General features: G+C 73.7%; 11 protein-coding genes and 1 pseudogene. 2 read left to right on the forward strand and 10 right to left on the reverse strand.

Translation table 11 applies throughout. The annotated features are described in order from the left end of the window. Positions 1-52: 52 nt before the first annotated feature. From ilvC to CBZ_RS12325, 7 genes are all read right to left on the reverse strand, one after another. Positions 53-1,081 carry a ketol-acid reductoisomerase gene (ilvC, locus tag CBZ_RS12295; RefSeq protein WP_130781826.1) on the reverse strand — a complete coding sequence of 343 codons (1,029 nt, stop codon included), beginning with the start codon at positions 1,079-1,081 and terminating at the stop codon, positions 53-55. A gap of 52 nt (positions 1,082-1,133) precedes the next feature. Further along, entirely contained in the window at positions 1,134-1,658 is a 525-nt protein-coding gene (gene ilvN / locus CBZ_RS12300) for an acetolactate synthase small subunit (RefSeq protein ID WP_130781827.1), read from the reverse strand. Between the two features lie 4 nt (positions 1,659-1,662). Continuing rightward, positions 1,663-3,540 (reverse strand): acetolactate synthase large subunit, encoded by a 1,878-nt coding sequence (locus CBZ_RS12305; RefSeq protein ID WP_130781828.1) that lies wholly within the window; start codon positions 3,538-3,540, stop codon positions 1,663-1,665. A gap of 317 nt (positions 3,541-3,857) precedes the next feature. Beyond that, positions 3,858-4,415, reverse strand: coding sequence for an AMIN-like domain-containing (lipo)protein (locus tag CBZ_RS12310; RefSeq protein WP_130781829.1), 558 nt, complete (start codon positions 4,413-4,415; stop codon positions 3,858-3,860). Positions 4,416-4,589: 174 nt separating this feature from the next. Continuing rightward, entirely contained in the window at positions 4,590-5,162 is a 573-nt protein-coding gene (locus CBZ_RS12315; RefSeq protein ID WP_130781830.1) for a pyridoxamine 5'-phosphate oxidase family protein, read from the reverse strand. A 78-nt stretch (positions 5,163-5,240) separates the two neighbouring features. Continuing rightward, the gene (locus tag CBZ_RS12320; RefSeq protein WP_130781831.1) at positions 5,241-5,870 is read right to left on the reverse strand and encodes a response regulator; all 630 of its coding nucleotides are present in this window, start codon (positions 5,868-5,870) and stop codon (positions 5,241-5,243) included. Then, positions 5,867-7,144, reverse strand: coding sequence for a sensor histidine kinase (locus CBZ_RS12325; RefSeq protein ID WP_246013325.1), 1,278 nt, complete (start codon positions 7,142-7,144; stop codon positions 5,867-5,869). Before CBZ_RS12325 ends, CBZ_RS12320 begins: the two co-directional genes overlap by 4 nt. A 75-nt stretch (positions 7,145-7,219) precedes the next feature. On the opposite strand from CBZ_RS12325, the gene CBZ_RS12330 reads away from it, so the two are divergent. Then, complete coding sequence (locus CBZ_RS12330; RefSeq protein ID WP_130781833.1) at positions 7,220-7,678, forward strand: nitroreductase family deazaflavin-dependent oxidoreductase; 459 nt, start codon at positions 7,220-7,222, stop codon at positions 7,676-7,678. Between the two features lie 111 nt (positions 7,679-7,789). On the opposite strand, the gene CBZ_RS12335 is transcribed toward CBZ_RS12330, so the two are convergent. Both CBZ_RS12335 and CBZ_RS12340 read right to left on the reverse strand, forming a co-directional pair. Further along, entirely contained in the window at positions 7,790-8,629 is an 840-nt protein-coding gene (locus CBZ_RS12335) for an ABC transporter permease (RefSeq protein WP_130781834.1), read from the reverse strand. Further along, positions 8,626-9,528: an ABC transporter ATP-binding protein gene (locus CBZ_RS12340; RefSeq protein ID WP_130781835.1), complete on the reverse strand. Its 903-nt coding sequence runs from the start codon at positions 9,526-9,528 to the stop codon at positions 8,626-8,628. Before CBZ_RS12340 ends, CBZ_RS12335 begins: the two co-directional genes overlap by 4 nt. Positions 9,529-9,806: 278 nt before the next feature. Here CBZ_RS12340 and CBZ_RS12345 point away from each other — a divergent pair, with 278 nt between their 5' ends. Continuing rightward, entirely contained in the window at positions 9,807-10,460 is a 654-nt protein-coding gene (locus CBZ_RS12345; protein WP_246013326.1) for a DUF2306 domain-containing protein, read from the forward strand. 39 nt (positions 10,461-10,499) lie between these two features. On the opposite strand, the pseudogene CBZ_RS20915 reads toward CBZ_RS12345, so the two are convergent. Beyond that, positions 10,500-11,456, reverse strand: a pseudogene (locus CBZ_RS20915) (hypothetical protein); the annotation flags it as partial.

The raw sequence follows: 11,456 nt of genomic DNA on the forward strand, positions 1-11,456 counted from the left end.
CGTGCGACCTGGGCGGAGACCCGGTCGCACGCCCGCGGTGACGACGCGCGCGTCAGCGCGCGGCAGACCCCTCGACATAGTCGGAGTCCGACGGCTTGACCCACGCGAACAGCTTGCGCAGCTCGCGGCCGACCGGCTCGATCGGGTGGTTCTGGCCCTTGTCGCGCAGCTCCTTGAACTCCGGCGCGCCGGCGTCCTGGTCGTCGATGAAGCGCTTGGCGAAGGCACCGTTCTGGATGTCCGCGAGCACGGCCTGCATGTTCGCCTTGACGTCCGGCGTGATGACGCGCGGGCCCGAGACGTAGTCGCCGTACTCGGCCGTGTCGGACACCGACCAGCGCTGCTTGGTGATGCCGCCCTCGAAGATGAGGTCGACGATGAGCTTGAGCTCGTGCAGCACCTCGAAGTACGCGACCTCGGGCTGGTAGCCGGCCTCGGTCAGCGTCTCGAAGCCGTACTGGATGAGCTGCGACACGCCACCGCACAGGACGGCCTGCTCGCCGAACAGGTCGGTCTCCGTCTCCTCGGTGAAGGTCGTCTTGATGCCCGCGGCGCGCAGGCCGCCGATGCCCTTGGCGTAGGACAGCGCGAGCTTCCACGCGTCGCCCGACGCGTCCTGCTCGACGGCCACGATGACCGGCACGCCACGGCCGTCCGCGTACTCGCGGCGCACCAGGTGGCCCGGGCCCTTGGGGGCGACCATGAGGACGTCGTGCCCGGCGGCCGGCTTGATGTAGCCGAAGCGGATGTTGAAGCCGTGGCCGAAGACGAGCGCGGCGCCGTCCTTGAGGTTCGGCTCGATCTCGTCGCGGTAGACGATCCGCTGGACCTGGTCGGGCGCCAGGATGACGACGACGTCGGCGTCGCGGACGGCGTCGGCGACGGTCGCGACCTTGAGGCCCTCGTTCTCGGCCTTGGCGCGCGACGCCGAGCCCTCGCGGAGGCCCACGGTCACGTCGACGCCGGAGTCGCGCAGGTTGAGCGAGTGCGCGTGCCCCTGGCTGCCGTAGCCGATGACGGCGACCTTCTTGGACTGGATGACCGACAGGTCGGCGTCGTCGTCGTAGAACAGCTCAGCCACGGTGGATCTCCTCAGGTGATGGGGTGGTGCGAAGAACGGTCGGGTGGGTGGTTCAGGCGGAGCGCGAGACGCGCTCGAGCGCCCGGTCCGTGATCGAGCGCGAGCCGCGGCCGATGGCGACCGTGCCGGACTGCACGATCTCACGGATGCCGAACGGCTCCAGGGCGGTCAGGAGGGCGCCGAGCTTGCCCGGGCTGCCGGTCGCCTCGATGACGACGGAGTCGGGCACGACGTCCACGACGTGCGCCCGGAACAGCTGGACGACCTCGAGGACCGACGTGCGCTGCGCGGTGTCGGCCTTGACCTTGACGAGCAGCAGCTCGCGCTGCACCGAGGATGCGTCCTCGAGCTCGACGATCTTGATGACGTTGATGAGCTTGTTGAGCTGCTTCGTCACCTGCTCGAGCGGGAGCTCGTCGACGTCGACGACGACGGTGATGCGCGAGATCTCCTCGTGCTCCGTCGGGCCCACGGCGAGCGAGTGGATGTTGAACGAGCGGCGGGCGAACAGCCCCGCGACGCGCGTCAGGACGCCGGGCTTGTTCTCCACGAGGACGGAGAGGGTGTGGCGGCTCATCGGGTCAGTCCTCTCGGTCCCACGCGGGGCTGATGCCGCGGGCGTACTGGATGTCGTCGTTGCTCACGCCGGCGGCGACCATCGGCCACACCATGGCGTCGCGCGAGACGGTGAAGTCCACGACGACCGGCTGGTCGTCGATCTCCAGCGCCCGCTTGATCGTCGCGTCCACGTCCGCCTGCGTCTCGCAGCGCAGCCCCACGCAGCCGTAGGCGTCGGCGAGCTTGACGAAGTCGGGCACGCGCACGGTGCCGTGACCGGTGTGCAGGTCGGTGTTCGAGTACCGCGACTCGTAGAACAGCGTCTGCCACTGCCGGACCATGCCGAGCGACGAGTTGTTGATGATCGCGACCTTGATCGGGATGTCGTTGATCGTGCAGGTGGCGAGCTCCTGGTTGGTCATCTGGAAGCAGCCGTCGCCGTCGATCGCCCACACGGTGCGGTCGGGCTGGCCGACCTTCGCGCCCATCGCGGCGGGCACCGAGTAGCCCATGGTGCCGAGGCCGCCGGAGTTGAGCCACGAGTTCGGGCGCTGGTACTTGATGAACTGCGCGGCCCACATCTGGTGCTGGCCGACGCCCGCCGCGTAGATCGCCTCCGGGCCGGACAGCTCGCCGATGCGCGCGATGACGTGCTGCGGCGCGAGGTGGCCGTCGGACGGCTCGTCGTAGCCCAGCGGGAACGTCTCGCGCCACGCGTCGAGCTGCTTCCACCACGCCTCGAGGTCGGGCTTGCCGTGCTGGCCGTGCTCGCGCTCGAGCTCCGGGAGCAGGTCGGCGAGGACCTCGCGCAGGTCGCCCACGATGGGGACGTCGACCGCGCGGTTCTTGCCGATCTCGGCGGGGTCGATGTCGGCGTGCACGATCGTCGCGTTCGGGGCGAAGCTCGAGAGCTGCCCCGTGACGCGGTCGTCGAACCGCGCACCGAGGGCCACGACCAGGTCGGCCTTCTGCAGTGCCGCCACCGCGGCCACGGTGCCGTGCATGCCGGGCATGCCCAGGTGCTGCGGGTGCGCGTCGGGCAGCGCGCCGCGGGCCATGAGCGTCGTGACGGCCGGCGCACCGGACGCGTCGACGAGTGCGCGCAGCTCGGCGGCCGCACCGGCGCGGATCACGCCGCCGCCGACGTACAGCACGGGCCGGCGGGACGTCGCGATGAGGCGCGCGGCCTCGCGGATCTGCTTGGCGTGCGGCTTCGTCACCGGGTGGTAGCCGGGCAGCGTGACGTCCTGCGGCCAGCTGAACGTCGTCTGGGCCTGCATCGCGGACTTCGCGATGTCGACCAGGACCGGACCGGGCCGCCCGCTCGCGGCGATGTGGAACGCCTCGGCGATGACGCGCGGGATGTCGTCGGGGTTCGTCACGAGGTAGTTGTGCTTGGTGACCGGCAGGGTGATGCCGACGATGTCGGCCTCCTGGAAGGCGTCGGTGCCGATGAGCGACGCGCCGACCTGGCCGGTGATCGCGACGAGCGGCACGGAGTCCATGTGCGCGTCGGCGATCGGCGTGACGAGGTTCGTCGCGCCGGGGCCCGAGGTCGCCATGCACACACCCACGCGCCCGGTGGCGGAGGCGTACCCGGCGGCGGCGTGCCCGCCGCCCTGCTCGTGCCGCACGAGGATGTGCCGCACCTTCGCGGAGTCCATCAGCGGGTCGTACGTGGGCAGGATCGCGCCGCCCGGGATGCCGAACACGACCTCGACGCCCTGCTCCTCGAGCGAGCGGACGATCGACTGCGCGCCGGTGACCTTCTCGACGGTGCCGGCCCCGGCCGGGACGACGCGGTCGCGGTCCGCTCGGGCGTGGGCCACGACCGCGGGGCTGGCCTGCGGGGCGGGCGGCGCGGGCGTACGCGGCGGTGCCGGGTGAGGACCCTGGACCATCGTTGTCTCCCTGGGTGGTGCGGGTGGGCGGTACGGGTGGTGCGTCGTGCGGGACGTCGTGCCGGAACACAGAAAAACCCCTCGGGCCCCGGGTGAGACGGGACGAGGGGTGCGCGCGCGGGACGAGACCTGTGCGGTGGCCTCAGCCGGCGCGCTCAGGAAGTACTACGAGGAGGATCGTCTGCACGCGAGCGACCCTACGCCTCCGTCGGTTGGCTGTCACGCCGTCTCACATCGTGGTTCACGTGTCCACGCCTCGGATGCGGCGGAAGGGACAGATCCCTCCGCCGCACCACCCGCGTGGCCCCGGGACCGCGTCAGCAGGTCGTCCCCGTGACGCACCACTGGTGCCCCACGTCGACGACCAGCCGGGAGCCGGCACCCGGACCGGCGAGCACGAAGGCCCGGAACGGCAGCCGTGCCCGCACACCGAGCCCGATCGTCGTCACACCCTCGAACGAACCGGCGAACACGACGTCACGGAACGTCCGGTACGACGACGTGTTGACGAGCCGGCCGCCATCACCGATGAACCACGCGTCGGTCGGGACGACGCCCGCCTGCGCGACGACCTGCAGCCGCGCACCGCCGCGCACGGCGACCGGGAAGCCCGAGCCGTCCTGCGTGACCACGTCGACGTACCGCACCGACCAGCCCGCCAACGGCGCGTCGATGTCGAGCACGAGACGGTCGTAGCAGTCGTGCCGGCCGGCGCGCACGTTCGTCACCTGGCCGTTGGGGTAGCCGAAGACCGACTTCGGGCCGGAGCCCCAGACCTGGCCGCAGTACGGGGCTGCGGAGGCGGCAGGGGCGGAGAGCAGGTGCAGACCTGCCAGGAGGAGAAGCACGAGTCCGAACGTCGCGGACCGTCTCATGTGGCACCACCTAGGGGAGCAGGGAACCCGCAGAGGTGCGGTCACCGGTCCCGTGGCGTCCTCGCCACCGGGCCGGCGCCGGGACGTGCCCGCCGCGGGGCCGCGGTCGGGCGGGCGATGGCGCTGAGCCCATACCGGAAGGAGCGCGGCGGTCGCCCCCAGATACCCGCCGGGTCAGGCGACCGGGTCCGGCTCCGGGTCGAAGTCGAACGCCGGCAGGCCGTCGATGCTCGTCCGGTTCTTCAGCCGCCGGTACGCCGCCTGCCCGTCCGCGCCCTTGCGGTCCATGTACGGCGGCAGCAGGTCCCGCTCCCCCACGTAGTCCATGAACGGCACGCCGTAGCCGCACGAGTCGGAGACCCGGTCCACGTCCACCACGACGACCGCCCGGGCGCCGCGCGTCTCGTCGAACAGCGCCGCGAGCTCCGCGAAGCCGTCGTCGTACAGCGTGACGAACCGGCCGCGGCCGTGCAGCCGCACGATGTTCGGCGGGCCGTCGAACGCGCAGAACATCACCGTGATCCGGCCGTTCTCCCGCAGGTGCGCGATCGTCTCCGCGCCGCTGGCCGTGAGGTCGAGGTACGCGACCGTGCGGTCGTCCAGCACGACGAACGACCCCGCGACGCCCTTGGGCGACAGGTTCACGTGGCCCTGGTCGCCGCTCGGCGCCGTCGCCACGAAGAACACGTGCTGCGCCAGGAGGAAGGACCGCATCCGGTCGTCGATCCGCTCGTGCACCTTGCCCATGCGCCCACCTCCGCGTCGTGCCGTCCGGGACACGCTAGCCCGGCCCGGTACCGCGCCGACCAGGCGTTCCGCGGACCGTCACGCGCCCGGCAGGATGCCTCGCTCGATCGCGACCGTGACCGCCCGCGTGCGGTCGTCCACGCCGAGCTTCGCGAACGCGCGCAGCAGGTGCGTCTTGACCGTCGCCTCCGTGATGAACAGCTCGCGGCCGATGCCCGCGTTGGACAGCCCCCGCGCGACGCCCGCGAGGACCTCCTGCTCGCGGGCCGTCAGCCGCTCGGCGTCGCCGTCGCGCAGCTGCTGCACGAGCCGGCGGGCGACCGACGGCGACAGCGCCGACTCACCGCGCGCCGCCGCACGCACCCCGGCGACGAGCTGGTCGCGCGGGGTGTCCTTGAGCAGGTACCCGGTGGCCCCCGCCTCGACCGCGCGCAGGATGTCGGTGTCCGTCTCGTACGTCGTCAGCACCAGGACGCGGACGCCCGGCCGCTCGCCCGTGATGAGAGCGGTCGCCGCCGCGCCGTCGAGGACCGGCATGCGCAGGTCCATGAGCACGATGTCGGGGACGAGCTCGGCAACCAGGGCGACGGCCTGCGCGCCGTCGGCCGCCTCGCCGACGACCTCGAGGTCCGGCTCGAGCGCGAGCATGCCCGCGAGGCCCGAGCGGACGACCGGGTGGTCGTCCGCCAGCAGCACCCGGATCGTCATGACCGCTCCCCCGTCTCGTCGTCGTCCCGCACTGCGTTCGCCGGCACTGCGCTCGCCGGCACAGCGCTCGCCGGACCTGCACCCGCCGGCAGCGTCATGAGCACGCGCGTCCCGCCGCCGGGTGCGGCGACCACCTCCAGCGAGCCGCCGCCCGCGTCCGCGCGCTCGCGCATGCCGCGCAGGCCGACGCCCTCGACGACGTCCGACGGCAGCCCGCGGCCGTCGTCCGCGACCTCCAGGCGGACGTCGCGCGCGTCGCGGGCCACCGAGAGCCGCACGTGGCGCGCGCCCGCGTGCTTGCGCACGTTCGCCAGGGCCTCCTGCGCCGCGCGCAGCAGCACGACGGACTGCTCCGGCCCCACGGCCCCCAGTGCGTCGAGCCCGGCGACCTCCACGCGGACGCGGGTCTCGGACTCGAACCGTGCGCCGAGCCGGGTCAGCGCGTCAGCGAGCGAGCCGCTCTCGAGCTCGGGCGGGCCGAACGCCGCGACGAGCGCGCGCGCCTGCGCGAGGTTGTCCCGCGCGACCGCCTCGATCTGGTCGAGCCGGTCGGCCGCGGACCCCGTGCGGTCGAGCGCGAGCTCCGCGGATGCGGCCTGCGCGAGCATGACGACGCTCGTGAACCCCTGCGCGAGCGTGTCGTGGATCTCCTGCGCGAGGCGCGCCCGCTCCTCCAGCACGCCCGCCGCGTGGTGCGTCGAGGCGAGCTCCGCCTGCGCCGCACCGAGCTGCTCGACGAGGTGCTGGCGCTGCTCGCTCTGCTCCGACATCCACGTGATCCACAGCCCGAGCGCGATCGCGAAGACGAGGCCCGTCCCGGCGCCCCCGACGAGCTCCGCGACGCCCTGCGCGTCCGCGACGCGGCCGGGGTCGCGCGCGAGCATCGCGCCGACGAACGCGAGCGTGAGCGCGACGCTCCACAGGACGCCCTCGAGGCGCGTGACCGCGAAGTACCAGATCTGGGAGTAGCCGACGAAGAGCAGCACCGCGCCCAGCTCGGACAGGCCGAGCTCCAGGACGACGACCGCGACGAGCACCGCCAGGTAGGGGCGCGTGAGCCGCACGTCGCCGCGCAGCGCCCCGCGACGGGCCAGCGCCAGGTACGCGACCACGAGCGCGACCAGCCCCACGACCGCCACGACCGCGTCACGGGCGTTCGCGACCTCGACGGCGATCGACACGCCGGCCACCGCGGTCATCGCGTAGAAGACGACGTCCCACCCGCGCAGCGACCGGACCCAGAACTCCCACCGGTCGGCGGACGGGGCTCTCACTCGGCCGTGCATGTCGCCGAGCCTGCCATGCGGGCGGCCGTCGACGGGACGCACCGCGACGGGCAGGATGCCCGCATGGGAACGACCGAGCGGGCGGACGGGCGACCTCGACGGCGACGCGGACCGGGTCGCCGGCTCGTGGACGGGACCGTCACCGCGCTGGTCCGCCTCGGGGCCGGTCCCCGCGGCACCGTCCTGCTGACCGTGCCGGGCCGCGCGTCGGGCGTCCCGCGGACGACGCCCGTCACCCTGGTGGAGGACGCGGGCACCCGCTGGCTCGTCGCGCCGTACGGGCCGGTCGCGTGGGTGCACAACGTGCGGGCTGCGGGAGCCGTCGACGTGCGGCGCGGGCGCCGGCGCGAGCGGCTGACCGTCGAGGAGGTCGACGCCGCGACCGGCGCACCCGTGCTCCGGCAGTACCTGCGCGAGGTCGCCGTCGTGCGGCGCGTCTTCGACGTCTCGCCCGACGACCCGGTCGACGCGTTCGTGCCGCTGGTCGCGACGCACCCCGTCTTCCGGCTGCGACCGGCCTGACCGCGCGCCCGGGCCAGGCCGGTCCCTCGCGGGACGGCCCGGCCGGGGTCGGGTGCGGTCGTCACGACGGCATGGCCCTCGTCAGCAGTCATCACGACGGCAACAGGCTCGTCAGCCGTCGTCACGACGGCGCCACCGGAACGACCGGGCCCCGACGACCAGCCCGCCGACGAGCCACGCCCCGAGGACCAGCGCGGTCGTCACGAGCTCCGCGTCGCCCGTGACCTGCGGCGGCAGGAACACCGCCTGCATGCCCTCGACGAGCCACCGCAGCGGGAAGACCGACGCGACCTGCTGCATCCACGACGGCAGGCTGTCCCACGCGAAGAAGACGCCCGAGATGAACTGCAGGATGAGGACGATCGGCGTCACGACCGCGCTGGCCGAGCGGCCCGAGCGCGGCACCGACGAGAACGCCACGCCGCACACCGCGCCGGCGGCCGTGCCGAGCAGGTAGACCCACGCGAACGTCGCCCACGTGGAGACGTCCGACGGCATCGGCACGTCGAACGCCGTCGCGGCGAACACGAGCAGGATCGCGGTCTGCGCCAGCCCGGTGCCCAGCACCTGCCCGATCTTGCCGACGAAGAACGCCGACGCGGGCAGCGGGGTGCCGCGCAGCCGCTTGAGCCCGCCCTCGTCGCGCTCGACGGAGATCGCGATCGCGAGCGCCTGGAAGCTCGACAGCATGACGCCCGTCGCGATCATGCCCGGCAGGAAGTACTGCGCGAACGGGATCTCGACGTCGCCCGCCGGCACGGTCGCGCCGTCCTGCCCGAAGACCGCCGCGAAGATCCCCATCATGATGACGGGGTACGCGAAGATGAACACGACCGCGTCGCGCTCCCGGAAGAACACCCGCACCTCGTAGCGCGCGCGCTCGAGCCCCAGGGCCAGCGGCCCGGGCAGCCGCCGCGCGGTGGCCGTGGTGGGGGCCGTCGTGGTGGTCATCGCAGCGCCTCCTGCTTCGCGTCGGTGGGCTCGCCGGCGGGCGCGGTCGCGCCCTGCAGCAGGCCCAGGTACACGTCCTCGAGCGTCGGCCGCAGGACCTGCAGCTCGGGGACCTCGTCGAACCTCGCGGCCAGCTCGGCCACGGTGCGGGTGGGCGTGTCCGTCCTGACCTCGCGCACGGCACCGTCCTCGACCCACCGCACGACGGCCTGGCGGGCACCGCGCCCACCCAGGTCGTCGGGGGTGCCCTCGGCGACCACGCGCCCGTCGGCGACCACGACGACCCGGTCGGCGAGCCGCTCGGCCTCCTCCAGGTAGTGGGTGGTCAGCAGGATCGTCGTGCCGTCCGTGCGGAGGCTCTCGACGAGGTCCCAGAACGAGCGGCGCGCCTGCGGGTCGAACCCGGTCGTCGGCTCGTCGAGGAAGACGAGGTCGGGACGGCCGACGATGCCGAGCGCCACGTCGAGGCGGCGGCGCTGGCCGCCCGAGAGCTGGCGGGCGCGCACCCGGACCTTCTCGCGCAGGCCGACGGCGTCGATGACCTCGTCGGGGTCGCGCGGGTCCGGGTAGAACCGGGAGAAGTGCCGGACGAGCTCCCCGACGGACGCCTCGGCGAGGTCGTTCGTGCCCTGCAGCACGACGCCGATCCGGGCCCGCCAGGCGCGGCCCGCGGTCTGCGGGTCCTCGCCGAGCACACGGACGTGCCCGTCGTCGCGGTGCCGGTAGCCCTCGAGGATCTCGACAGTCGTCGTCTTGCCCGCACCGTTCGGGCCGAGGATCGCGACGATCTCCCCCGCCGCGACCTGCAGGTCGAGACCGTCGACCGCCTGCTTCTGCCCGTACCGCTTGCGCAGGCCCGCGACCTCGATCGCGGGTGCCGTGCCGTGCCGTGTGGTCATGCCTCCAGCATCCTCACCACCACCACGCCGCCGCGACGACCGAGGTCCCGACCTCGGCGTCCACCGATCGGTGGACACGGGGGTCGGGCTGACGACCCAGTGCGCCCGGGGGTAGGCCATACCGACACGAACCGGGCACGTGCCTAGCGTGGTCGGACATGACGACCACCTCGGTGCCACCCGTCCCGCCGCCCGCCCGACCTGCCCCGGTCCCCGCGCGGCGCCCGTCCCCCGCGGCACGCCGACGGACCCGTGCCGGGCGTCGCGTCGGGTGGACCGTGGTCCTGCTGACGTCGCTCACGATCGTCGCGTACTCCGCCGTGCCGTACCTCATGGGGACGCTGGAGCAGCTCGACCCCGAGCGGGCGCCGCTGGCGGAGGCCTACGCCGGGACGCCCGCGGTCGTGCAGGTCGCGTTCCTCCTGCACGTCGTCGGGGCCGGGGTCGCGCTGCTCGTCGGGCCGGTCCAGTTCTGGGCGGGCGCCCGGCGGCGGTGGCCGGTCCTGCACCGGTGGCTCGGCCGGGTCTACCTCGGTGGCGTGGCCGTCGGGGGCGCTGCGTCTCTCGTCATGGCGCCGTTCAACACGGCCGGGATGGTCGGCCTCCTCGGCTTCGGGACGCTCGGCGTGCTGTGGCTGTGGACCGGGTGGCGGGCGTACCGCGCGATCCGCGCGGGCGACGTCCGGTCGCACCAGGCGTGGATGATCCGGAACTTCGCGCTCACCTACGCCGGCGTGATGCTGCGCTCGTGGGTCGGCGTGCTCGTCGCCGCGCAGGCGTTCGCGGCGGGCGACGCGTTCGACTTCGACGCGGCGTGGGAGAACGCGTACCACGCGGTGACGTTCCTGTGCTGGCTGCCGAACCTGGTCGTCGCGGAGGCCCTGGTCCGGCGGCGCGGCCTGCCGTCGGTCCGCGTCGTCGACCCGGTGTGAGCCGGCGGTCGGCGTGCCGGTGCCGGGACGCTCGCCCCGTCAGGACACGTCGCGGAACCGGAAGACGACCCACCCCGCGACGAGAGCCACGACGACCATCGCGCCCGTGACCAGCGCGCCCTGGCCCATGCCGACGACGTGCAGCACCTCCTCGCACACCTCCCCGCCGGGCACGCGCGGGTCGGGGACGCAGGTCTCGACGCCGTAGTCGGCCTGGCCCGACGTCCACGCGGTGAGGTTCGTCGACAGCGGCAGCCAGCGCGCGGACGGCAGCACGAGGGGCAGGGCGCTCTCGATCGCGGCGCCCCACCACACGACGAGGCCCGTGACGGCCGCGGCGTGCCGCAGCGCGAACGCGAGACCCACCCCCAGCGCCGTCGCGCCGAGACCCGCGACGAGCCAGCGCCCGGCCCGACCGCCCATGGACGCCCACTCCGCCGCGGGGACGGCGAGCGACGTCCCGTGCACCGCGCAGACCAGAGCGAGACCCGCGACGAGGACCGCGAGCGCGAGCAGCCCGCACGGCAGCGCCGCCACGACGGCCGCGACGAGCCGGCTGACCAGCACCCTCCCGCGGCGCGGCGCGAACGTCAGCCACGTGCCCATCGCGCCTGACTGGAGGTCGGACGTGACGAGACCCACGCCGACCATGAGCAGGCCGAGCACGAGCATCACGCCGATCGACGGCAGGCGGCCGTCGAGGAGCTCGCCGAGCCCGGGGCGCAGGGGAAGGAACATCTCGGGGACCGGGGCCATGGCGTCGCACCCGAGGTCGAGGTCCTGCCCCGGCTGCTCCGCGCGCAACGTCGCCTCGAGGTCACGGCACTTGGCGATGCGCGCGTCGCCGTCGGCCTCCCAGGCCCCCAGGACGTCCTGGTACGCCAGGTCGGCGGCCGCGACCTCCGCGGCGGACGGCGGGCGTGTCTCCCACCAGCCGAGCGCGACGAGCCCGATGGCGCCCAGCACGAGGCCGGCGGCGACGAGCCAGACGAGGGG

This window comes from Cellulomonas biazotea, assembly GCF_004306155.1.
Lineage (GTDB): Bacteria > Actinomycetota > Actinomycetes > Actinomycetales > Cellulomonadaceae > Cellulomonas > Cellulomonas biazotea.

Coding starts and splice junctions, on each gene's coding strand:
- ilvN (WP_130781827.1), bottom strand. CDS start 1,658: ATGAGCCGCCACACCCTCTCCGTCCTCGTGGAGAACAAGCCCGGCGTC.
- CBZ_RS12305 (WP_130781828.1), bottom strand. CDS start 3,540: ATGGTCCAGGGTCCTCACCCGGCACCGCCGCGTACGCCCGCGCCGCCC.
- CBZ_RS12310 (WP_130781829.1), bottom strand. CDS start 4,415: ATGAGACGGTCCGCGACGTTCGGACTCGTGCTTCTCCTCCTGGCAGGT.
- CBZ_RS12315 (WP_130781830.1), bottom strand. CDS start 5,162: ATGGGCAAGGTGCACGAGCGGATCGACGACCGGATGCGGTCCTTCCTC.
- CBZ_RS12320 (WP_130781831.1), bottom strand. CDS start 5,870: ATGACGATCCGGGTGCTGCTGGCGGACGACCACCCGGTCGTCCGCTCG.
- CBZ_RS12330 (WP_130781833.1), top strand. CDS start 7,220: ATGGGAACGACCGAGCGGGCGGACGGGCGACCTCGACGGCGACGCGGA.
- CBZ_RS12335 (WP_130781834.1), bottom strand. CDS start 8,629: ATGACCACCACGACGGCCCCCACCACGGCCACCGCGCGGCGGCTGCCC.
- CBZ_RS12340 (WP_130781835.1), bottom strand. CDS start 9,528: ATGACCACACGGCACGGCACGGCACCCGCGATCGAGGTCGCGGGCCTG.